Origin of the sequence: Deefgea sp. CFH1-16 (genome assembly GCF_016881365.1) — a bacterium.
Taxonomy (GTDB): domain Bacteria; phylum Pseudomonadota; class Gammaproteobacteria; order Burkholderiales; family Chitinibacteraceae; genus Deefgea.
In genome coordinates, this window is sequence record NZ_WLYT01000001.1 from 2,485,128 (window position 1) to 2,504,827 (window position 19,700).

28 protein-coding genes, 1 other RNA gene and 3 pseudogenes are annotated in these 19,700 nt (G+C 45.8%); 12 read left to right on the forward strand and 20 right to left on the reverse strand.

Translation table 11 applies throughout. From position 1 onward, the window contains the following. The first annotated feature begins 16 nt into the window (after positions 1–16). From flgL to GKO28_RS13580, 8 genes are all read left to right on the forward strand, one after another. Positions 17–1,105, forward strand: a complete 1,089-nt coding sequence (gene flgL, locus GKO28_RS13545; protein ID WP_182076615.1) for a flagellar hook-associated protein FlgL — start codon at positions 17–19, stop codon at positions 1,103–1,105. Positions 1,106–1,184: 79 nt separating this feature from the next. After that, the gene (locus GKO28_RS22955) at positions 1,185–1,376 is read left to right on the forward strand and encodes a hypothetical protein (RefSeq protein ID WP_247646546.1); all 192 of its coding nucleotides are present in this window, start codon (positions 1,185–1,187) and stop codon (positions 1,374–1,376) included. A 61-nt stretch (positions 1,377–1,437) separates the two neighbouring features. Further along, a complete protein-coding gene (radA, locus tag GKO28_RS13555; protein ID WP_182076617.1) occupies positions 1,438–2,793 on the forward strand; it encodes a DNA repair protein RadA in 1,356 nt (451 codons plus the stop codon). 111 nt (positions 2,794–2,904) lie between these two features. Further along, on the forward strand, positions 2,905–3,231 hold the full coding sequence (trxA, locus tag GKO28_RS13560) for a thioredoxin TrxA (RefSeq protein ID WP_182076618.1): 327 nt from the start codon (positions 2,905–2,907) through the stop codon (positions 3,229–3,231). 130 nt (positions 3,232–3,361) lie between these two features. Further along, complete coding sequence (rho, locus tag GKO28_RS13565; RefSeq protein ID WP_182076619.1) at positions 3,362–4,651, forward strand: transcription termination factor Rho; 1,290 nt, start codon at positions 3,362–3,364, stop codon at positions 4,649–4,651. Positions 4,652–4,708: 57 nt separating this feature from the next. Then, positions 4,709–4,918: a 50S ribosomal protein L31 gene (rpmE, locus tag GKO28_RS13570; protein WP_173533498.1), complete on the forward strand. Its 210-nt coding sequence runs from the start codon at positions 4,709–4,711 to the stop codon at positions 4,916–4,918. A gap of 155 nt (positions 4,919–5,073) precedes the next feature. Beyond that, positions 5,074–5,823 (forward strand): glycosyltransferase family 39 protein, encoded by a 750-nt coding sequence (locus GKO28_RS13575; protein WP_182076620.1) that lies wholly within the window; start codon positions 5,074–5,076, stop codon positions 5,821–5,823. 36 nt (positions 5,824–5,859) lie between these two features. Then, positions 5,860–6,642 carry a hypothetical protein gene (locus tag GKO28_RS13580; protein WP_203564165.1) on the forward strand — a complete coding sequence of 261 codons (783 nt, stop codon included), beginning with the start codon at positions 5,860–5,862 and terminating at the stop codon, positions 6,640–6,642. Positions 6,643–6,728: 86 nt separating this feature from the next. Here the strand turns inward: GKO28_RS13580 and GKO28_RS13585 are convergent, their stop codons facing one another. From GKO28_RS13585 to GKO28_RS20220, 8 genes and pseudogenes are all read right to left on the reverse strand, one after another. After that, a complete protein-coding gene (locus tag GKO28_RS13585; RefSeq protein WP_173533500.1) occupies positions 6,729–6,893 on the reverse strand; it encodes a DUF3149 domain-containing protein in 165 nt (54 codons plus the stop codon). Between the two features lie 131 nt (positions 6,894–7,024). After that, entirely contained in the window at positions 7,025–7,519 is a 495-nt protein-coding gene (locus GKO28_RS13590; RefSeq protein WP_173533501.1) for a YajQ family cyclic di-GMP-binding protein, read from the reverse strand. Between the two features lie 93 nt (positions 7,520–7,612). Further along, positions 7,613–7,923, reverse strand: a pseudogene (locus tag GKO28_RS22350) (pyrimidine/purine nucleoside phosphorylase). Between the two features lie 22 nt (positions 7,924–7,945). Next, a complete protein-coding gene (locus GKO28_RS13600; protein ID WP_173534676.1) occupies positions 7,946–8,146 on the reverse strand; it encodes a DUF2788 domain-containing protein in 201 nt (66 codons plus the stop codon). Positions 8,147–8,309: 163 nt separating this feature from the next. Then, a pseudogene (locus GKO28_RS22355) lies at positions 8,310–9,536 on the reverse strand (argininosuccinate synthase). A 43-nt stretch (positions 9,537–9,579) separates the two neighbouring features. Beyond that, positions 9,580–10,113 (reverse strand): leucine efflux protein LeuE, encoded by a 534-nt coding sequence (leuE, locus tag GKO28_RS13610; RefSeq protein ID WP_203564166.1) that lies wholly within the window; start codon positions 10,111–10,113, stop codon positions 9,580–9,582. Between the two features lie 91 nt (positions 10,114–10,204). Continuing rightward, positions 10,205–10,564 carry a hypothetical protein gene (locus tag GKO28_RS20215; RefSeq protein ID WP_247646550.1) on the reverse strand — a complete coding sequence of 120 codons (360 nt, stop codon included), beginning with the start codon at positions 10,562–10,564 and terminating at the stop codon, positions 10,205–10,207. 20 nt (positions 10,565–10,584) lie between these two features. Further along, positions 10,585–11,118: a hypothetical protein gene (locus GKO28_RS20220; RefSeq protein WP_247646551.1), complete on the reverse strand. Its 534-nt coding sequence runs from the start codon at positions 11,116–11,118 to the stop codon at positions 10,585–10,587. 211 nt (positions 11,119–11,329) lie between these two features. Between GKO28_RS20220 and GKO28_RS13620 the strand changes: the two are divergent. After that, positions 11,330–11,624 (forward strand): annotated as a pseudogene (locus GKO28_RS13620) (DUF3579 domain-containing protein); the annotation flags it as partial. 132 nt (positions 11,625–11,756) lie between these two features. Then, positions 11,757–12,497 carry a 3-oxoacyl-ACP reductase FabG gene (fabG, locus tag GKO28_RS13625; protein WP_182076622.1) on the forward strand — a complete coding sequence of 247 codons (741 nt, stop codon included), beginning with the start codon at positions 11,757–11,759 and terminating at the stop codon, positions 12,495–12,497. Positions 12,498–12,614: 117 nt separating this feature from the next. Here fabG and GKO28_RS13630 read toward each other — a convergent pair whose 3' ends face one another. The 6 genes from GKO28_RS13630 to hpnC form a co-directional block, all read right to left on the reverse strand. Beyond that, complete coding sequence (locus GKO28_RS13630; RefSeq protein ID WP_203564167.1) at positions 12,615–13,604, reverse strand: murein L,D-transpeptidase family protein; 990 nt, start codon at positions 13,602–13,604, stop codon at positions 12,615–12,617. Continuing rightward, positions 13,537–13,761: a hypothetical protein gene (locus GKO28_RS13635; RefSeq protein ID WP_182076624.1), complete on the reverse strand. Its 225-nt coding sequence runs from the start codon at positions 13,759–13,761 to the stop codon at positions 13,537–13,539. The genes GKO28_RS13630 and GKO28_RS13635 overlap by 68 nt, the downstream gene beginning before the upstream one ends. Positions 13,762–13,902: 141 nt before the next feature. Then, the gene (locus GKO28_RS13640) at positions 13,903–14,448 is read right to left on the reverse strand and encodes a hypothetical protein (protein ID WP_182076625.1); all 546 of its coding nucleotides are present in this window, start codon (positions 14,446–14,448) and stop codon (positions 13,903–13,905) included. Next, positions 14,390–15,091, reverse strand: a complete 702-nt coding sequence (locus GKO28_RS13645; protein ID WP_182076626.1) for a tetratricopeptide repeat protein — start codon at positions 15,089–15,091, stop codon at positions 14,390–14,392. Before GKO28_RS13645 ends, GKO28_RS13640 begins: the two co-directional genes overlap by 59 nt. Before the next feature lie 340 nt (positions 15,092–15,431). Continuing rightward, complete coding sequence (locus GKO28_RS13650; protein WP_182076627.1) at positions 15,432–16,016, reverse strand: thermonuclease family protein; 585 nt, start codon at positions 16,014–16,016, stop codon at positions 15,432–15,434. After that, a complete protein-coding gene (hpnC, locus tag GKO28_RS13655; RefSeq protein ID WP_182076628.1) occupies positions 16,013–16,867 on the reverse strand; it encodes a squalene synthase HpnC in 855 nt (284 codons plus the stop codon). The genes GKO28_RS13650 and hpnC overlap by 4 nt, the downstream gene beginning before the upstream one ends. Before the next feature lie 119 nt (positions 16,868–16,986). Here hpnC and GKO28_RS13660 point away from each other — a divergent pair, with 119 nt between their 5' ends. After that, the gene (locus GKO28_RS13660) at positions 16,987–17,331 is read left to right on the forward strand and encodes a helix-hairpin-helix domain-containing protein (RefSeq protein WP_182076629.1); all 345 of its coding nucleotides are present in this window, start codon (positions 16,987–16,989) and stop codon (positions 17,329–17,331) included. A gap of 60 nt (positions 17,332–17,391) precedes the next feature. Here the strand turns inward: GKO28_RS13660 and GKO28_RS13665 are convergent, their stop codons facing one another. Genes GKO28_RS13665 through GKO28_RS20230 form a run of 5 tightly spaced genes read right to left on the reverse strand, consistent with a single transcriptional unit; the run spans position 17,392 to position 19,364 of the window. Next, positions 17,392–18,180, reverse strand: a complete 789-nt coding sequence (locus GKO28_RS13665; protein WP_182076630.1) for a peptidylprolyl isomerase — start codon at positions 18,178–18,180, stop codon at positions 17,392–17,394. A 36-nt stretch (positions 18,181–18,216) separates the two neighbouring features. Then, positions 18,217–18,483: a BolA family transcriptional regulator gene (locus GKO28_RS13670; RefSeq protein WP_173533514.1), complete on the reverse strand. Its 267-nt coding sequence runs from the start codon at positions 18,481–18,483 to the stop codon at positions 18,217–18,219. Positions 18,484–18,492: 9 nt separating this feature from the next. Continuing rightward, positions 18,493–18,795 (reverse strand): YciI family protein, encoded by a 303-nt coding sequence (locus tag GKO28_RS13675; RefSeq protein WP_173533515.1) that lies wholly within the window; start codon positions 18,793–18,795, stop codon positions 18,493–18,495. Between the two features lie 25 nt (positions 18,796–18,820). Continuing rightward, entirely contained in the window at positions 18,821–19,048 is a 228-nt protein-coding gene (locus GKO28_RS20225) for a septation protein IspZ (RefSeq protein ID WP_374220733.1), read from the reverse strand. A gap of 16 nt (positions 19,049–19,064) precedes the next feature. Beyond that, entirely contained in the window at positions 19,065–19,364 is a 300-nt protein-coding gene (locus GKO28_RS20230; protein ID WP_247646553.1) for an inner membrane-spanning protein YciB, read from the reverse strand. A gap of 14 nt (positions 19,365–19,378) precedes the next feature. Between GKO28_RS20230 and GKO28_RS13685 the strand changes: the two genes are divergently transcribed. After that, positions 19,379–19,537, forward strand: coding sequence for a hypothetical protein (locus GKO28_RS13685; protein ID WP_173533517.1), 159 nt, complete (start codon positions 19,379–19,381; stop codon positions 19,535–19,537). A gap of 57 nt (positions 19,538–19,594) precedes the next feature. On the opposite strand, the gene ffs is transcribed toward GKO28_RS13685, so the two are convergent. Then, an RNA gene (gene ffs, locus GKO28_RS13690) (signal recognition particle sRNA small type) lies at positions 19,595–19,692 on the reverse strand. Positions 19,693–19,700: the final 8 nt, after the last annotated feature.

Consider the following 19,700-nt stretch of genomic DNA (forward strand, 5'->3'; position numbering starts at 1 on the left):
CAGAGGAGTTCATACTATGCGCATCGCAACAACGACCATTTTTAGCCTTGGCAGCAATGCATTGCAAATGCATCAAAGTACTCAGGCTAAATTACAGGCGCAGCTGTCCGCTAATCGGCGGGTCTTAACCCCTGCGGATGATCCGATTGCTTCAGCACGTATTTTGGATTTGGCGCAAGCCCAGTCTATTAATGGTCAATATGGGGCCAATAGCGCGACCGCAGATTCATTTATGCGTTTGAGTGAGTCGACTTTGAAGCAAGTGACGTTAACGATACAAAACGTTCAAGAGCTTGCAGTGCGAGCTGGTAACCCGACATTAACGGCCAGTGAAAAGAAAATGCTGGATGCCGAGTTGCAAGGTCGATATCAAGAATTATTGGGCTTGGCCAATACCACGGATGGCCAGGGAAATTATCTTTTTTCGGGCTTTAAGGGCGACGTTAAACCTTTTACTGAAGCTGCTTTTGGTCAAGTCACTTACCAAGGGGACGATGGCAAGCGCTTGGTGCAAATTTCGGATGGTCGACAATTGCCGATTTCTGAAGCCGGTAGCGATATTTTTCAGAAAATTAAAAATGGGAATGGCACCTTTGTCACCGCGTATGACCCCCCGAATAATACTGGTTCAGGGGTTGTGGGCCCCGGTGAGGTGACAGACCCGAATAAATGGGCGTCGGCCCCCGCGCCGCGTGATTTTAGTATTCAGTTTCAAGTCTTACCTGATCCTGCTAATGCCACTAAAAATATAACCACATATGATTTGGTCAATAACACCACCGGCGTGTCTTTGATTGATGGCGCTACTGTACCGCGTGCTGCGGGTACGGCCTTTCCGCGAACGTATATTGAAGGTGCGGATATTGAATTCAAACAATTAGCCACCGATCCAGTTGCCATTCCTGCTGTCATCGCTTGGGATTATGGTGTTAAAACCAATGTCAAAGGTGTACCTGCTGCTGATGCTGCTGCGACGCCACCCACTAATGATCGCTTTAACGTTCAAACCAGTACCAATGTGGATTTGTTTTTCTACATTAGGTGCACTGTCGAGCGCTTTAAATACCTATCAATCAGATTCTGTTGGCTCGGCCGCATTTCATAATAAACTCAATACCGCGCTCTCTGATTTATCAAATTCATTAGGCAGTGTGGTCACCCGTCAGGCCTATCTTGGCGCAAGAATGAATGAAACTGATTCGGTAAAAGACACCACTGAAGATATGAAATTGCAATACACTACGACGCTCACTGCGCTCGAAGGGCTTGATTATGCTGCGGCCATTAGTGATTTTGCCGAAAATCAAATGGTGCTTGATGCCACGCGTAAAAGTTTTGCGCAAGTGCAAGACTTAAGTTTGTTCAAATATATTTAATAGTTTCTTTTTTGTGAATTGTTGAACGGCTCGCAGTGCGGGCCGTTTTAGTTTGGATCTTATGAGTAAAGTAAAAACAACCTTTGTATGCCGAGTTTGTGGCGGTACGTCCCCAAAGTGGCAGGGGCAATGCCCGCAATGTGGCGACTGGAATACGCTGGAAGAAAGTGTGGTTGAAAATAAAGCAGCCACAGGGCGTTTTCAATCTTTAGCTGCCGATGGCGCGATTAAAAATCTTTCGGAAGTGAATGCCGAAGAAGTGCCGCGAATTCCAACGCAAATGGAAGAGCTCGATCGTGTTTTGGGTGGCGGTTTGGTGCCCGGCGGCGTGGTGTTGATTGGTGGCGATCCGGGAATTGGCAAATCAACGCTGTTATTGCAGGCTTTGGCCAAGCTTTCTGAAACTCAGGCGGTTTTGTACGTGAGTGGTGAAGAATCAGCACAGCAAATTGCATTGAGGGCACGTCGATTGGGGGTGCCAACGGCCAAGGTGCGGCTTTATCCTGAGATCAGTTTGGAAAAAATATTATTAGCGCTGACTGCCGAAATCCCTAAAGTTGTAGTGATAGATTCGATTCAAACCATGTTCACTGAAGCATTGACGAGTGCGCCAGGTAGTGTGGCGCAAGTTCGAGAATGTTCATCGCAGTTGACTCGTTTTGCCAAGCGGCATGGGACGTCAGTGCTCTTGGTTGGTCATGTAACTAAAGATGGTGCCATTGCTGGCCCACGCGTGCTTGAGCATATTGTCGATGCAGTACTGTATTTTGAGGGTGATACGCATTCGAGCTTTCGTTTGATTCGGGCGATTAAAAATCGATTTGGCGCAGTTAATGAATTAGGCGTTTTTGCGATGACCGATAAAGGTTTGCGCGAAGTCTCTAACCCATCAGCTATGTTTTTAAGTCAGCACGCCGAACCAGTCGCCGGATCGTGTGTCATGGTGACGCAAGAAGGAACTCGGCCGATGTTGGTGGAGGTGCAGGCTTTGGTGGATGATGCGCATTCACCACAGGTAAAGCGCTTAGCGGTTGGCGTAGAGCAGAATCGATTGGCTTTATTGCTGGCGGTATTGCATCGCCACGCAGGCATTGTCGCCTTTGATCAAGACGTGTTTATTAATGCCGTTGGTGGGGTGCGGATTTCAGAGCCTGCTGCCGATTTAGCCATGTTGCTCGCCATTGTATCGTCATTGAAAAATCGGCCTTTGCCAGCAAAGATGGTCGTTTTTGGTGAGGTTGGCTTGGCTGGTGAAGTGCGTCCTGTGCAGCGCGGTCAGGAGCGACTTAAAGAGGCTGCTAAATTGGGGTTTACCCATGCGATTGTGCCTAAAGCCAATCGACCTCGGCAGCCCATCGACGGCATGACAGTGATTTCTGTTGAGCGCTTGGATGAGGCGGTTGCTGCTGCTTTTTGATGAAAAAGGCTTGAAATAATGACTTTCGACCGCATTAACTCAAGAATGAATTGCTGTTATTTGTTACTATTTTACTTAGCTTAAATGCTTTTATGAAATTGGAGAATCCTAATGAGTGAAAATATCTTACACGTTACTGATGCAAGTTTTGATTTTGAAGTGCTGCAAGCTCAAGAGCCTGTGTTGGTTGATTACTGGGCAGAATGGTGTGGTCCTTGCAAAATGATTGCGCCAATTTTGGATGACATCGCGCTTGAATATGCTGGGAAGTTGAAAGTGGCAAAATTAAATATCGATGAAAATCAAGCAACACCACCTAAGTTTGGTATTCGCGGTATTCCAACGCTGATGCTGTTTGTTGGTGGAGAAGTTAAAGCCACCAAGGTCGGCGCTTTGTCTAAATCGCAGTTGACTGCATTTATTGATAGTAATATTTGACACTGCAGTTAAATACATATACGCTTCAAAAAAGTAGCAGTGATGTGTTAAATCTGATCGCATCACTGTTTACCCCTTCTAGAACTTCCGTATTACCTCCCCTTTTATATTATTTTAAGCGTAATTATTTATGCATTTGTCTGACCTAAAACATCTGCACGTCACTGAATTAGTCGAAATGGCGATTAGTTTTGAAATTGACGGTGCCAACCGCATGCGTAAGCAAGATTTGATTTTTGCTTTACTTAAAAATCGTGCAAAAAAAGGGGAGAGTATCTTCGGTGAAGGTACACTCGAAGTGCTGCCTGATGGTTTTGGCTTCTTGCGCAGTCCAGATACATCTTACTTGGCAGGGCCTGATGATATTTATGTCAGCCCGAGTCAAATTCGTCGCTTTAACTTGCATACGGGCGATTCGATTGAAGGCGAAATTCGAATTCCTAAAGACGGCGAACGTTACTTTGCTTTGGTTAAGGTTGATCGCGTCAATAGCGATGCACCAGAAGCCTCTAAGCATAAAATTCTGTTTGAAAATCTGACCCCTTTATTTCCGACTGAACGTTTGAAGTTAGAGCGCGATATTAAAGCGGAAGAGAATATCACCGGTCGAGTTATCGATTTGATGGCTCCGATTGGTAAAGGGCAGCGCGCCTTACTCGTTGCACCGCCTAAAACCGGTAAAACGGTTATGCTGCAGCATATTGCACATGCAATTACCGCAAATCACCCTGAAGTGGTGATGATTGTATTGCTGATTGACGAGCGTCCCGAAGAAGTGACTGAGATGTTGCGCTCAGTGAAAGGCGAAGTGGTTTCGTCTACGTTTGATGAGCCAGCGACACGCCACGTGCAAGTTGCTGAGATGGTGATTGAAAAAGCGAAACGTTTGGTAGAGCACAAAAAAGACGTTGTGATTTTGCTCGATTCAATTACTCGGTTAGCGCGTGCTTATAATACCGTCGTTCCGTCGTCGGGCAAGGTGTTGACTGGCGGGGTTGATGCCAATGCATTGCAGCGACCAAAACGATTCTTTGGTGCCGCTCGAAATATTGAAGAAGGTGGCAGTTTAACCATTATCGCGACAGCCTTGGTTGATACTGGTAGTCGTATGGACGACGTGATTTACGAAGAATTTAAAGGTACGGGCAATAACGAAATTCAACTTGATCGCCGAATGGCAGAGAAGCGAATTTTCCCGTCGATTAATATTAATAAATCAAGCACCCGCCGTGAAGAGCTACTGATTAAGCCTGAGCAACTGCAGCGTATTTGGGTGTTACGTAAATTACTCTATCCTATGGATGATTTGGAAGCGATGGAATTTTTGATGGATAAACTCAAGTCAACAAAAACGAATTTAGATTTTTTTGACTCGATGCGCGTCGTTAATTCTTGCAGATTAGGGATTGTTTTGCGATAATCCCATGCTTTGCAGCGTCGGCAAAACCCCGGCGCCCGATAACCTAAGGAAAAAATCATGAAAGCTGGTATCCACCCTAATTACGAAGAAATCAACGTGACTTGCTCTTGCGGCAATGCATTTAAAACTGAGTCTACTTTATGCAAAGACTTGCACGTTGAGGTTTGTGCTGAATGCCATCCATTTTACACTGGCAAGCAAAAAATCGTTGATACGGCAGGCCGTATTGAGAAATTCAATTCTAAATTTGCTCGTTTTACGCGCTAATTTAGATTTAGAAATAAAAAAAGGCAGCTTTTCAGCTGCCTTTTTTTATTGGTTTATGCCAAAATTATTTCGAATAAATTGATTGAATATGACATGCTGACCTATCAAGCGAATCTAAAATCGGCACCCCAAGCAGGACAAACTCAAGATAAACCTTGGCTTTTGCTGTTACTTTGTTTGTTCTGGCTTATCCCGGTCTCGTTGGGCACGACCCTTGGAAGCCGGATGAAAATACCAGCATGGCGATTGTGGCCTATTTTATGCGCCATTCAAATTGGACCATTGCGTCGATTGCTGAGATTCCACAATTTAGCCAAGCACCACTTTATTATTGGGTGGCCACACTATTGGCCAATGCTTTGTCCTGGTTTGGTATTGCAGCCCACGATGCAGCTCGATTAAGTACTGGCTTATGGATGGGGCTGGGTATGTGGGGAACGGGCTTAGCTGCTCGTGACTTGTTTGGTCGACGTTTTGGCCGTATGGCCGTTATTATTTTATTGGGTTGCTTGGGCTTACCTTTGTGGGGGCATCATGTGTCACCTGCGGTAGTGGTATTGGCTGCATTTGCATGGCTGGCCTATGCCTTAACCTTGGCGATGAAGCGTCCATTGCGAGCTGGCGTGATCTTGGCGTTGGTATTTTTAGTGTTGTTGACGGGCGCTAGTTGGGCTGATGCATTATTGGCAGTTTGTTTGCATCTCATCTCTTTTATTGCTGTTTTCGCAGTGGCGAAAAATGAGTTATCTGGTAACGCTGATTACCGCGCTGATTATTGCGCTGCCTTTTGCTGCGTTGTGGGGGTATTCGCTGCAAAATGTCTCTGGCGAATTATTTCAAACGTGGTGGCGTTATTATGCGTGGGGTGTTTTTGGTGGCGCTCGCTCATTTGCAATTGGGCATGAGTTTGGCTTTTTGCCGGCAGTGTTAGTGTGGTTTGCTTGGCCTGCATTGCCACTGGCGGCATGGTCGATTTATTTATTTTTCGACATGAAATGCTGCAGCCGCGCTGGCAATTGTTATTGACCATGTTGATTGCCCAGCTGGCATTTATTGTTTTATCGGGTAAGACCAGTGAACCATTGATCTTGCCGCTCTTGGTGACCTTAGCCTTGATTGCAAGTGCTGGTGTTGATGAACTAAGGCGAGGTGCTGCTGCAGCATTAAATTGGTTTAGTTTGCTCACACTGGGGCTCGCTGCACTCATTGTGTGGCTGGCTTGGCTGGCTTTGGCGACTGGATTTCCAGTGAGCTTGGGTGACTATTTGCAAAAATACAGCTCGGCGCCAATGCCTGCGATGGGCTTGGGTTTGGTATTTGCGATTGTCGTCACTTTGTTGTGGGGGCGCATGTTGTTTCGCAAACGGCCGATGGGTCGTCGTGCCCTAGTCAATTGGACTTGTGGCTTGACGCTGGTAATTGGTTTGATGGTTGGCTTGTTTCAGACGTGGATCGATGCTGGTAAGTCATATCGTCCAGTTGCTGCAGGTTTGGTTAAAGCCATGAAGTCTTATCCACAGGCTTGTATTGATGTTTCTCAGCTATCAAAAGATCCGATTTCCGCGATGGTCTATTTTACTGATCTTCAGTTTGATGCGAGAGCAGGTAATCTTTGTTCATTTACTTTGCAGCAAAATGACGCCAAACAGAATGTTAAAGATTTGGTTTGGACGGGGCATCGTTTGGGTGAGCATCGCGAAGTTTTTTCGCTCTACGCCCGCTGATTTTTCATGGTTTTTTTTTGAATAAAATAATGCCGAGTTCTCATTGAGCTCGGCATTATTTATTTGTGTGACAAAAATCGAGTCATTTAGACTTGATCTTGTTTGGAATTTTGTTCGGCAATTTCAGCATTGATATGGCGTTGCACATAAATATAGAGGTAAATCGCCATGGCAATGATAAAGCCGATGGTAAACAGGCTCAATATACCAATAGTTGAGGTTAGGATATTGGCAAGCGGGGTATTTTCCATAGTGTTCTCCTAGTGATGAACACTATCTAATCTTATTGCCTTGCCATTGATGTTGATAAGGGTCAAATGTGGCTTGTTTTGATTGGGTTTTCTCGACAAGCCACCGTTTTTACCACAACTTACTTGGCAAATTAGTCACGGAAATTTTGGTATTGCAAAGGAAAGTCGCTGATCGATTGGCGCATCAAAGCAATAACACCTTGCAGCGCATCGCGATCTTTACCGGTAATACGGACTTCGTCGCCTTGAATCGCCGCTTGCACTTTCAGTTTTGAATCCTTAATGATGCGAATAATTTTCTTGGCTAATTCTTGGTCAATGCCATCTTTGATGGTGAGTGTTTGTTTGACTTTATTGCCTGATACTTTTTGCACGTCGCCTTGTTCTAGGCGTTTGCTGCTATCGGCTTCTTTTTTCTCTAGGGCTGGGAAAACAATATCTTTAATTTGATCGAGTTGGAAATCTGAATCACCGTGTAGTGTGATGAGTTTATCTTTCTCGTTCAGTTCAACTTTGGCGCTGGTGCCTTTAAAGTCGTAACGATTAATAATGGTTTTTGCCGCCACGTCAATCGCATTTTTTAGCGCGACCATATCGGTGGCAGAGGTAATGTCGAAAGAAGGCATAATGAAACTCGCAGGATGATGAATAAATAAAATATAAAATAGGTTTGAAGTTCAAGTGAATCAAGTGTTGATTCACTTGAGGCTTGCAATCAATTAGGCAAAATGACAAACGTAATGCAATGTTTCGATGGTTTCAATATCAAAGCTTGAGTTAGCAGGAACGCTAAATGATGGCCCGCAGAGTATGTAGTTGTAGTGCTTTCATTGGCTTGCTTTACTGAGCATACCCCAGCAATAACTTCCATGATTTCAGCGGCAGCAGTATTAAAAGTGAGTGCAGAGGGCTGAATAACACCGATGGTTTTTTTGCTGCCATCGGCAAACAAAATAGTATGGCTCACGCATTTGCCATCAAAATAGACATTGCCTTGCTTTAATACAGAAACTTGATCAAATTGGCTCATAGTAACTTCCTTGGTAAGCGGTTTATTTGAGTAATACTTTAGATAGAATTTCTTTGGCAATAAAACCGAGCATGCCAAAACCAAGCACAAAAAACAGCACAATGGTGCCGTATTTACCTGCTTTGGATTCTTTGGCCAGATTGTAAATGATAAAGCCCATATAGATGATCAAAGCACTGCATAAAATGGTCACCGATAAAGTAGTGAATTGCTCTTCATCCATTGCTAATAAGGCGTCTAGCATGTGTCATCTCGATTTAGGGAATGCAAACGGCTCAGAATTTTCCGAGCCGTTAAGTCGATAAGTAATTGTGTTGCCTTGTTGTGCTACTTATTGCGTCTACGCCGTACTCCGTTTGAAGAAAGATCGGCGTAGTCGACGACCATTATTTTTGATTTAAACGGCCGGCAATTCGCATCCGCAAGGCGTTCAATTTAATAAAGCCACCGGCATCGACTTGATTGTAAGCGCCGCCGTCATCATCAAAAGTGGCGATATTCATATCAAATAGCGAATTGGTTTTTGAGTCGCGACTCACCACAATCACATTGCCTTTATACAACTTCACGCGCACCCAGCCATTGACGTTTTTCTTGCGTGGCATCGATCAATGTTTGCAAGACTTTGCGCTCAGGAGCCCACCAGAAGCCGTTGTAAATCATGCTGGCGTAACGTGGCATGAGATCGTCTTTCAAATGGGCCACTTCGCGGTCAAGCGTGATTGATTCGATTGCGCGATGCGCTTTCAGAATGATGGTGCCGCCAGGTGTTTCGTAGCAACCACGTGATTTCATGCCGACGTAGCGGTTTTCAACCAAGTCCAAGCGACCAATGCCATGCTTGCCGCCGAGTTCATTCAGTTTGGTTAACACCGTCGCTGGCGACATACGCACGCCATTGAGTGCCACGATATCGCCTTTTTCAAATTCAATATCAAGGTATTCAGCCGCATCTGGCGCAGCTTCTGGGCTAACACTCCAGCGCCACATGGTTTCTTCGGCTTCAGCCGATGGATTTTCGAGGTGACGGCCTTCAAAGCTGATGTGCAGCAAGTTGGCGTCCATCGAGTAGGGGGCACCGCCGTTTTTGTGTTTCATATCCACTGGGATATTGTTTTTTTCTGCGTAGGCCAGCAGTTTTTTCGCGTGACAACAAATCCCATTCACGCCAAGGTGCAATCACTTTAACGTCGGGTTTCAGGCCGTAATAACCCAATTCGAAACGAACTTGATCGTTGCCTTTGCCTGTTGCGCCATGCGATACCGCATCGGCATTGGTTTGATTGGCGATTTCGATTTGACGTTTGGCAATCAATGGACGGGCAATCGACGTGCCAAGTAGGTATTCACCTTCGTACACGGTGTTGGCGCGAAACATTGGGAAAACAAAAGTCCCGAACAAATTCTTCGCGTAAGTCATCGATAAAAATATTTTCTGGCTTAATTCCAAATTGCAGCGCTTTTTGGCGGGCAGGTTCTAGCTCTTCACCTTGGCCGAGATCGGCAGTAAAGGTGACAACTTCACATTGATAAGTGTCTTGCAGCCATTTCAAAATCACAGAAGTATCAAGGCCGCCGGAATAAGCGAGAACTACTTTATTAATATCGGACATACATATTGCCTTAGTCTTTAGTTCAAGAAAGATAATTGCTCAATCAGTTCAGTGCGAGGCGCAAGCCAAAGCTGACAAACAAAGTGCCTACTAATTTATTTAACAAGGTTTTCAGCCAGATTTTAGCTGAAAGTCGGCGTGCTAGGCTGCTACCGACCAAGATTAAAGTGGTCAAATAGCTGATGCTAACCAATTGCACGATGAGGCCGAGTGCGGCAAAAGTATGCCAAACATGTGGGTAACTCGGATTCACAAACTGCGGAAAAAACGCCATAAAAAACAAAATGGCTTTTACATTCACTAGTGAAATACCAAGCGCAGAGCGAAAGGCTTTTTTTGCCGAATGCTGAGGGCTGCTAGCCTCAGGGGTATCTTTCTGGGGCTTAGCAAATAAGGCGCGTATACCGATATACGTCAGATAAGCAGCGCCTAAATAACGCACAATATCAAAGGCAATCGGATTGGCCTTCATTAAAGAAGCAACCCCTAAACTGGCCGCCAGCATTAAAATTAAATCGCCAACCACAATGCCGGCTGCCGCCGCAAAGCCCGCTTTGCGACCACGGGTGCTGGCCATGGGTGAGCGCAAATAAGGAATTAGGGCCCGGTACTAAAATAATCAGTACCGTTCCCAATACATACGTCCAAAGATCGGTGATGCCTAACATTTAGTCGTTCACACGGCCAAGTAGTAAGAATTCAATCACGGCTTTTTGGGTATGCATGCGATTTTCTGCTTCTTGCCATACTACCGATTGCGGACCGTCAATCACCTCGGGGTCGACTTCTTCACCGCGATGCGCTGGTAAGCAATGCATAAATAGCGCGTTGGGCTTGGCTTGCTGCATTAAGCTTTCGGAAACCTTGTAATTAATAAAATCTTTTTTACGCTGCAGGGTTTCTCGTTCATAGCCCATCGACGTACACACATCGGTGGTCACAATGTCGGCACCAATGGCGGCTAAATAAGGATCATTAAAGGTTTCGAAGTTGTCGGTGCTGTAGCTTTCACCATCAAGGACTGTCATTTCATAGCCGCGTGGACAGGCTAAATTGAGTTTGAAGTTAAATATTTTGCCGCTTGTAGCCAAGTGCGGCTGATATTATTACTGTCACCAATCCAGCAAACTGTTTTCCCTGCAATCGAGCCATGATGTTCGATATAAGTGAAGATGTCCGCCATGATTTGGCAAGGATGGTATTCATTGGTTAAGCCATTGATGACGGGCACTAATGAATTTTCGGCAAAGCGATCAATGATGCTTTGCTCGAAAGTTCTGACCATGACGATATCCACCATTCGGCTCATGACTTTAGCGACATCTTCGATGGGTTCGCCGCGCCCGAGTTGCGTGTCTTTAGATTGCAAGAACATCGCATGGCCGCCCAGTTGATACATACCTGCTTCAAAAGAAACGCGGGTTCGAGTTGATGATTTCTCAAAAATCATTCCCAAGACTTTGCCAGGTAGTGGCTGGTAAAGCGCACCTGATTTGAGGCGAGCTTTTAATTTGGCTGTGCGTTCAAAGAGGTATTGATATTCTTCTAGAGTAAAGTCGCTGAACTTGAGGTAGTGGCGCATCAGATTTTGTCCTGGTCGATTAGCACTTAGCATGTGACCAAATGGCTGAAAAAACGAACATTATTCAATGTTTTTCCCCATAAAGGCAAGTCATTTGCGGGATCTGTTGGCTGTGTACTTATTCAGCATGGCGCTACATTTTCATGAGCTGGAGTCTAAGTGGAGTGTTATACTGATGTCAGTTCTCGAATTAAATAAAGCATTCGCCCACATGATCTGCAATCCCTACGAAATCATTATTCAAGGCATTACCAGTAACGGGCGCGAATTTCGCCCTAGCGATTGGGCTGAGCGCCTCTCAGGTATCCTGTCTACTTTTGGTGTCGACCAAAAGTTGTCTTACGCGCCATTTGTTCGGCCGATGGTGCATAACAATGTGCGCTGCGTGGCTGTTGACAAGCAATTAGAAAAAATCGATCCGCGCGTTTTTTGAATTTATTATGACTTTCGCCCGCGACAATGATTTGCGAGTGGTCGATTGTCGTTCCCTGATCCAAGAGAGTGATCTCTGACGCGAATGCGTGTGATCGGTAGTTATTTACAATCAATTGACGTAAATCCTGTTGTTGCAATGCAGCATATGTTCTATGCTGCATAAGTAACCCGTATGGGTATCTTACAGCGTGTAGGGGTATGTTATGAGATTGAAAGATAAAGTAGCGATCATTACGGGCTCTGCGAGCGGTATCGGCGAAGCCACGGCGATTAAATTCGCCGCCGAAGGTGCAAAAGTCGTGGTATGTGATGTCAACCCAGCGGGTGTTGCTGCTGTGGTAGCCGCATTAACTGCCGGTGGCGCTGATGCGGTGGGTTATGTGGTTGATGTCACGAAGACTGACACCATTGCTGCGATGGTGGCCGCCGCGAAGGATAAATATCAGCGAATTGACGTCTTGGTGAATAATGCGGGCATCGTTATGGATGCGCAGTTATTTAAAATGACTGAAGACCAGTTTGATCGCGTGATTGATATTAATTTAAAGGGTGTTTACAACTGCACTAAAGCGGTCGTTGACACTATGATTGAGCAAAAATCTGGCGTGATTCTAAACGCATCTTCAGTGGTGGGGATTTACGGCAATTTTGGCCAAACCAATTATGCTGCCTCTAAATTTGGTGTGATTGGTTTTGTAAAAACATGGGCTAAAGAGCTAGGCAAAAAAGGCATTCGTGCCAATGCGATTTGTCCGGGATTTGTTGCTACGCCAATTTTGAATGATATGCCAGAGAAAGTCATTCAAGCGATGGAAGAAAAAGTGCCAATGCGCCGTCTGGCGCAGCCTGCTGAAATTGCCAACGTATACGCATTTTTAGCATCGGATGAAGCCAGCTATATCAATGGCGCGGTGATTGAAGTTACTGGTGGTTTGACCTTGTAAATATTGCTTTTTCCAATAAAAAACCCGCTATCAATGGCGGGTTTTTTATTAGGGTATATATCTGTAAGCTATTTTTGGTATGGGCTTTGAAGCGATACCTTTAATGAGCACTTGCTACTAATTGAGTGCATTGCCTTCCCAAACGATTTTCCAGCCTGCGTTATCTTGCTGCCAATACAGGCGCTTTTTCATTTGATTATTCAAGTTGTTACTGCGGTAGTTTTGATTAAAGGTGGCCACCATTTGGCTGGCTTGAGGGCCTGCTGCAAAAATGGATACATCATTTAACTGCACTTTACTCCAAGTTTTTCCGGCATTAACGGCCGCTTTTTGTTCGCGCCAAGTGCTGATATTTTGTCCCTCACCACTGCGAAAATCAGCCGAATAAAAGTTCAAGTATTGCTGGGTATCGAGCGCTTCCCAGCTGCTTTTCCATTGCTCAAGTAGGGCCAGTCCGGCATTGTGTTGTTGTTGCCATTGCTCGGCATTAACCCATTTGATGGCTGGCACTGAGATGACTGGCGTATTGCCCGGTTGCAAATATTGGGCAACGTCGAGCATTTCTTCATTAGTGAGTACGACGCGCAGCCATTGGAGGCTTGTGGTGCTCGTGCATACCGTGGCCGCTGGGCTGCCATGTAGCCAGATGCCATGTCCGGTGCGGCTTTGACTACGATCGAGTTCATTCGGATAAGAAATCGGCCAAGCCCCAACACCATATAGATCAGCCAGTGAACCATAGGTTTTATCGAGTTGCTCGCGAGGTAGGTGGCTGGTAACAAAGTAGACGCCCAGTGGTGAGCGTTGGTCACCTTCTATTTTTTTATCAACACCCAATAAACCGACGGTAACGTAATGATCTCTGACTCGTTTGGGTTGTCCATTGTCATTGGCAAACACATACAGTCGAGAGGTGGCGGCATCGATTAAGATGGCGAATTTTTGCTGCGGCGCAAAAGCCACAATATTGGCCGGTAAACGATCCGCATAAATCTTATCGTTGCGGTGCGCGATTCGCACTAAGGCTTCTTTGCGTAAATCATCGAGCACATTGCTCGGTGCGCTGGCGACGCCGCCGCCGATGGTCGATAGCGGCATCACACGCATGGCGTAAAGATCGGGCACGTAATAATTGGGCGAGACGATAATTGGGCTGCTCGGCAATCAGCGCGTCGACGGTGGCGCGAGCGTCGGCCATATTGCCACTGCGAATCGCATCCAATGCGGCGATGATTCGCTCTTCATGACTGCCGGTATGCGCCACGCCTTTTGCCTCGCTGCTCAGCTCGAACGAAGCGTCGCTAAATTCAAAAAAAGCGCGGTGTGGCGGCAGGCGCTAAGCAAAGTAACGCAGCCAAGCAAAGTAGACGCTTGGTCCAAGGAGATAAACGTAGCATACTGATTTTTAGCCGCCGATCCGTTCTTCAAGAATTAGCCAGCGATTGCCACTTTTTTGCATGATGAGTGTTTTGGTGGTGTTGCTGGATAAGCGATCTGATTTATACGATTGACGTAGTGTGACTTTGGCGTTGTTTTCGTCAATCATGCTGACTTTAAATTTGCTGAGTTTGACGTCAATGGATTTAGGTCCGGCAATTTTACTTTGACGGTCTTTTTCCCACGCGGCACGTCCACCAGGGGCTTTGAATGCTTTGGCATAGCTGTTGACGTATGCTCCGACATTTTGCTTACTCCACGCATTGGCCCATTCTTCTGCGCTGGCAATGACTTGCTGTTGCTGGCGTAGATCTTTATCTGCTTCAGGCGTACTGGTTGCTTTTGGCGTCGTGGTTGGGGTGCTCTTCGGTGTTGCGGTTGGGGTGCTCTTCGGTGTTGCGGTTGGGGTGCTCTTCGGTGTTGCTGTTGGGGTGATTTTCGGTGTTAATGTTGGGCTAATGCTGGCTAGCGGAGTGGCCGCTGTTTTTTGGTGCCGTAGTTTTACTCGGCACAATGGCCGGTAGTGTTGGTTGTGGCGTAATTATGCCAACATTGGTCGCAGCGCTCACTTGGGGTTTGTTGGCCGCGGGGAGTACTTTTGCGGCTAATGGAATGGTTGTCGTTTGCGCCGCAGCGATTCGTGTTGCCGGCGCTTGATTTGGATTGAAAAGGGTGCCAACTAATTTGAGTTTGGTTTGTAGCTGCGGATTTTTGTTCTCGATTTGCAATGCTTTGTCATATGCTTGCGAGGCGAGGCGGGCATATAAATCACCCATGTTTTCATGAGCAATGGCATAACTTGGATTAGTCTGAATCGCCATTTGCAATGCGGTACGGGCTTTGTCAAATTGCTTGGTATTGGCGTACAGCACTGCAAGATTGTTGTAGGGCTCAGGTAGGTGCGGATAGTCTTCAGAGAGTTTATTAAACGCTTTGATGGCGTCTTCGTTACGGCCCATTTCGGTTAATGCAATGGCGCGTAAAAATCGAACTTGCGCATCTTTCGGGGTTTTGGCGAGAAACTTATCCGCACGTTCTACCGCTTGCGCAAATTGTCTTGCACGTAAGAGTTGCTGCAGATCTTCTGCTTCACCGGCATAGGCCATGCAGGTCATAACAGAAAAAACAGCGGCGAAAGTAATACGAGCTACAGACATTTTGATTCCATGCGGTGAGGAATGCGATAAATTGGCGCAATTCTACCAAATATTTAGTGATTTGGCCTTGATGAACTGAGCTGCAACGACGTTACAGGTGTTATTTCACAATGCTGCGAAATTTGAGCGGTCATTGTCATTGTGTGTGGACGTTTTCAAGCTGCGAACTGTCGCTTGCTGAGCTATGCGCCTCATCGGTGATGCAGCAAGGTGCTGATGTTGCGATTTATTGTCTGATTATCATGATTTGCATTATGGCTATTGCCTCATTGCGGTTGTAAGTTATTTTTACGGGTATTGCTCTAAGCGTCATATGCAATATGAGCTAGGTGGCAATACCTTATTCACTGCGCTTGGCTTTACGCCAATCCCATGGCGGCATGGCTTGTGGGTCTTGCCATAAACCGAGTCGTGCCGATTTTGCTGCGTGCTGCGCATCGGCATAGTCAGCAAAGTCGGCTGTTGGTTGAGCTTTTTTGGCGTAGGTCGTGTAGTGCCAAGCAAAACCTGCATTCACTTGTGCCAAATTAATATCTTGTTGATTTTTACTAATTCTGGCGACGCCACGTCCATAGCGATCAACATCATCAATTTGTGCGCTGACATTTTGTTTGAATACCAGATCAGACAAATAGGTTTTGGCGGCTTGGCCAAAAGGCATCGCCTTTTCGGGCGCATCAATATAGGCCAAGCGCAGTTTGTATTGCTGCTTATTGGCATCCAGTAGCGTGATGGTATCGCCATCGGCAACGGCAACCACTTGGCCTTCGATACTACTGCCTTTTGCGAGCTGACCAGGCGAAACCGTGCTTTCATTCCACCATGTGACAGCGGCAATGCTCAGAATGACAATGGCTGAAATGCGTGCGGGCCATGAGCGAGCAGTCAATAAATTGATTAAGGCGCGTTGATTTTTTTGTTTCATTTGGCGGTTTTTTTCGTGATTCCTGTTTTCAGTGCTTGCCATAAAATGGCGGGCCAATCGCCTCGGCTTAAGGTCGGCCTGGCATTAAACACATCGTATTGTGCCGTTTGTATTTTACTTAAGACCCGATCTGCGGCGAGAACGATGGTGCGAATTTCTAAGCCGACTCGACCTGGCAATTGTACGCCTAGCGGCGAGCCTGCGCGCAGCATGCGTCGAGTCCGATCACATTGAAAGTGCATCAATTGTTTGAAGGCCGGAGTTGCAATGCCATTGGCTAGATCTTGCTCAGTCACGGCAAAGCGAAGTAAGTCATCTTGCGGTAAATAAACGCGATCTTTTTGCCAATCAATCGCCACATCTTGCCAAAAATTGACCAGTTGCAGTGCCGAACAAATGCCATCTGACAAGGCCAATTGGCGTGCATCAGTTTGATCAAATATATATAGCAAAATGCGCCCAACAGGATTGGCAGAGCGGCGGCAGTAATCAATGACTTCACCAAAGTTTTGGTAGCGATTTTTAACCACATCTTGGCGAAAAGCACAAAACAAGTCTTCAAATAGTTGTAATGGAATTTGGTAGCGTTGCACGACTGGCGCGAGCGCTTGAAATCGCGCAGTGAGGGCCATCTCGCCACGTTCAATTCGTTGCAGTTCTGCGCTGCATTCATCAAGCGCGGCAAGGCGCTCGTTGGCACTGGCATGGCCTTCATCGGCGAGATCATCAGCATATCGGGCAACGTGATAAACCACCGCCACCGCAGGGCGGTATTGTTTTGGCAGCAAAAAAGAACCCACAGGGAAGTTCTCATAATGCTCAACAGTGTGTTGCGATGTGATGCCCTTCATACGGTTTCCTTGTTGCTGGCTGACAAAATATGGAATTATTGAGATGGCCTGCTATAGTTGCCACACGTATCCAATGATACGCAATGATGCTATTTTTCAAACTTGATTGGGATTAGATTATGCTGAAAAAACTTTTTCTTGCGGTATTTGCCAGTTTTGCCTTGATGAGTATGGCTTTTGCGGCGGTTGACTTAAATACGGCAAACCAAGCGCAATTGGAGGCATTGTCGGGGATTGGCCCGAGTAAAGCCAAAGACATTATTGATTTTCGTACTAAAAATGGTCCCTTCAAAACCACGGAAGACGTCATGAAAGTGCCGGGGATTAAAGAAGGTACTTATACTAAAATCAAAGGTGAGATTTCAGTTGGTGGCAAAATGGCCGCGCCTGCTGCACCCGCTAAAATGGATAAAACCATGAAAGCCAGTATGCCAATGAAAGCCAGTGCACCAGTTAAAAAATAATATTCGCAATGAATAAAAAAACCGGATCATTGATCCGGTTTTTTTATTGCCTTTCAATGCTTAATCGATTTTGGCTTTTTTAACCAATTCGTTCACATAGTTTTGCACTTCTTGCGCTTGCATTTGTTGCATTAATTCGCCTTTGGCTTCTTCAAAGCTTGGGCCTTTGGCTTCACGTACGTCGTCAAGTTTGATGATGTGGTAACCAAATTGGGTTTTAACTGGTTTATCCGTCATTTTGCCTTTTGGCAAAGCAGCTAAAGCAGAGCCAAATTCTTTAACGAAGTTATTTGGGTTCGCCCAGCCTAAATCCCCGCCATTGGTTGCGCTGCCTTTATCCATTGATTTGGCTTTAGCCAATTCATCGAATTTTTTGCCTTTTTTCAGGTCAGCAATGATGGTGTTGGCTTCAGCTTCAGTTGGAACCAAGATGTGGCGTGCTTTGAATTCTTTGCTAGCAAAGTTGACTTTGATTTTGTCGTATTCTTTGCGTAATTCAGAGTCGGTAATTGGATTTGCTTTTACAAATGCGTTGATATCAGCGCCGATCAAAATCCGTTGTTTCATCATATCCATTTGCATTTGAACTTCTGGGTTTTTAGCCAGATCTTTTTTCAATGCATTTTGATAGATTACTTCATTTTTAATGAGTTCATCTTTCACTTGAGCACGCAATTCAGGCGTATCTTTTTGGCCGCGCGCGGTTAATTCTTTGATGAATAGTTCCGCTTTGCTACTTGGAATGGCAACGCCATTCACTGTGGCTAAAGTGCCGGCAGGTGCGGCGAAAACGCTTGTGGTTAGAGTGGCTGCGGCAATTGCCAAAACCAAACGGTTTGCTTTAAACATGTGCAGTGTTTCCTCTATGAATCGGCTAATTCTATTTTAAAATTCATCCGGCGTTAACGCTCGAATACTGAGTGCATGTATTTGTGTTGGAATTAAGTCAGCTAAATACTGGTACACCATACGGTGTCTCTGTAGCGATTTCTTACCCGCAAATACAGGTGAAACGATGGTCACTTCAAAATGACCGCCGCCATTGGCGGCTCCGGCATGTCCTGCATGCGCTGAACTATCGTCGAAAATATCAATGTTTTCGGGCTCTAGTACAGCTAAACGCAGGCGGATTTCTTCGGTAATGCTTATCATACCAGACTCTTAGGGTAGTACATGTCGGAAGGGCTTGACTGACACATCGGTAAAAATTCCACTTGTTACATAAGGATCCGCTGACGCCCATGTTTTAGCGTCTGTCAGGGACTCAAATTCAGCAACAATCAAGCTACCACTAAAACCAGCGGGACCTGGATCCACGCTGTCAATGGCGGGGAATGGACCGGCGAGAACTAAACGTCCTTCCGCTTTCAGTAGTTCCATGCGCGCTAAATGCGCTGGTCGAACTGCAAGTCGATCGGCGAGTGAATCTGCTTTGTCGGTACCGATGATGGCGTATAAAGGCATTTAAACAATCCTTGCGATGGTTTAATTAATCTTTTTCTTCGGGCTGAATATGTTTGGATAAATAAACACTTTGTGCCACGACAAAAACGAGCGTGAGTACTAAGGTGCCAAACACTTTAAATTTGACCCAAATGGCTTCGTCAAAGCTATGAAATACGAAGATATTAAGTGCGCCCATCGCGAGAAAAAACAAGGCCCAAGCGTACATTAATCGAGTCCAAATCGAGCGCGGTAAATTCATTTGTGCGCCCATGAGTTTTTCAATTAAATTATTTTGCTTCAGATGCCAAGCGCCAACGAGTACTAGGGTAAATAGCAATATATAAAACAGTTGGCTTCCACATAATAAATTGTTTGTTGTGAAAGACAATGGTGAGTCCGCCCATGACGGTAATCAATACCAGACTAATCCACAGCATTTTGTCGACATGTCGATGGCGAATCCAGCTGTAGACTACTTGTGCAAAAGTGGCTGCAATGGTGACACCCGTGGCTAGAAAAATATCGTTGGTATAGCTATAAGCGCCGAAAAACAACAGGATAGGAAATAAATCAAAAAGAAATTTCATGCTGTGCGCCCAAAATGGATTTGCGCGATTATGCAGGGGAGTGGGCAGGGATTCAAGGTGAAAAAAACGCCATTCAACCGTTTTTGGTGAATGGCGCTAAAATACCACTGGAGATACACGAAGCATCAGCTTGCGAAACCCATTATGTTTTTTTTCGTGAAGACGTGCGTTGATGTCGATCAAAGTCTGGCGGACTTTGATTGTTAATTTGGCAATAGCGTATGGGGTGAGGTGGCGAGCCCGACCCCCGGCACTAGCATCAAAAGCTGTGGCTGCTTCCTTCCGGACCTGACCAAGTTCACCTTCTAGCTATGCGGGGAGGCCCGCCGTCGAGTA

What these genes read in the sequence shown, in the direction of transcription:
- GKO28_RS13660 (WP_182076629.1), top strand. Translation starts at nt 16,987, where the DNA reads ATGCTGAAAAAACTTTTTCTTGCGGTATTTGCCAGTTTTGCCTTGATG.
- GKO28_RS13675 (WP_173533515.1), bottom strand. Translation starts at nt 18,795, where the DNA reads ATGCCTTTATACGCCATCATCGGTACCGACAAAGCAGATTCACTCGCC.
- GKO28_RS20225 (WP_374220733.1), bottom strand. Translation starts at nt 19,048, where the DNA reads ATGGGCGCACAAATGAATTTACCGCGCTCGATTTGGACTCGATTAATG.
- hpnC (WP_182076628.1), bottom strand. Translation starts at nt 16,867, where the DNA reads ATGAAGGGCATCACATCGCAACACACTGTTGAGCATTATGAGAACTTC.
- GKO28_RS22955 (WP_247646546.1), top strand. Translation starts at nt 1,185, where the DNA reads ATGAATGAAACTGATTCGGTAAAAGACACCACTGAAGATATGAAATTG.
- rpmE (WP_173533498.1), top strand. Translation starts at nt 4,709, where the DNA reads ATGAAAGCTGGTATCCACCCTAATTACGAAGAAATCAACGTGACTTGC.
- GKO28_RS13670 (WP_173533514.1), bottom strand. Translation starts at nt 18,483, where the DNA reads ATGATAAGCATTACCGAAGAAATCCGCCTGCGTTTAGCTGTACTAGAG.
- GKO28_RS13665 (WP_182076630.1), bottom strand. Translation starts at nt 18,180, where the DNA reads ATGTTTAAAGCAAACCGTTTGGTTTTGGCAATTGCCGCAGCCACTCTA.
- radA (WP_182076617.1), top strand. Translation starts at nt 1,438, where the DNA reads ATGAGTAAAGTAAAAACAACCTTTGTATGCCGAGTTTGTGGCGGTACG.
- rho (WP_182076619.1), top strand. Translation starts at nt 3,362, where the DNA reads ATGCATTTGTCTGACCTAAAACATCTGCACGTCACTGAATTAGTCGAA.
- GKO28_RS13585 (WP_173533500.1), bottom strand. Translation starts at nt 6,893, where the DNA reads ATGGAAAATACCCCGCTTGCCAATATCCTAACCTCAACTATTGGTATA.
- GKO28_RS13650 (WP_182076627.1), bottom strand. Translation starts at nt 16,016, where the DNA reads ATGAAACAAAAAAATCAACGCGCCTTAATCAATTTATTGACTGCTCGC.
- GKO28_RS13600 (WP_173534676.1), bottom strand. Translation starts at nt 8,146, where the DNA reads ATGGATGAAGAGCAATTCACTACTTTATCGGTGACCATTTTATGCAGT.
- GKO28_RS13685 (WP_173533517.1), top strand. Translation starts at nt 19,379, where the DNA reads ATGGATTTGCGCGATTATGCAGGGGAGTGGGCAGGGATTCAAGGTGAA.
- GKO28_RS13645 (WP_182076626.1), bottom strand. Translation starts at nt 15,091, where the DNA reads ATGTCTGTAGCTCGTATTACTTTCGCCGCTGTTTTTTCTGTTATGACC.
- GKO28_RS20220 (WP_247646551.1), bottom strand. Translation starts at nt 11,118, where the DNA reads ATGCGCCACTACCTCAAGTTCAGCGACTTTACTCTAGAAGAATATCAA.
- fabG (WP_182076622.1), top strand. Translation starts at nt 11,757, where the DNA reads ATGAGATTGAAAGATAAAGTAGCGATCATTACGGGCTCTGCGAGCGGT.
- GKO28_RS20230 (WP_247646553.1), bottom strand. Translation starts at nt 19,364, where the DNA reads ATGAAATTTCTTTTTGATTTATTTCCTATCCTGTTGTTTTTCGGCGCT.
- GKO28_RS13630 (WP_203564167.1), bottom strand. Translation starts at nt 13,604, where the DNA reads ATGCGTGTGATGCCGCTATCGACCATCGGCGGCGGCGTCGCCAGCGCA.
- GKO28_RS13590 (WP_173533501.1), bottom strand. Translation starts at nt 7,519, where the DNA reads ATGCCTTCTTTCGACATTACCTCTGCCACCGATATGGTCGCGCTAAAA.
- trxA (WP_182076618.1), top strand. Translation starts at nt 2,905, where the DNA reads ATGAGTGAAAATATCTTACACGTTACTGATGCAAGTTTTGATTTTGAA.
- flgL (WP_182076615.1), top strand. Translation starts at nt 17, where the DNA reads ATGCGCATCGCAACAACGACCATTTTTAGCCTTGGCAGCAATGCATTG.
- leuE (WP_203564166.1), bottom strand. Translation starts at nt 10,113, where the DNA reads ATGGCCAGCACCCGTGGTCGCAAAGCGGGCTTTGCGGCGGCAGCCGGC.
- GKO28_RS20215 (WP_247646550.1), bottom strand. Translation starts at nt 10,564, where the DNA reads ATGACAGTCCTTGATGGTGAAAGCTACAGCACCGACAACTTCGAAACC.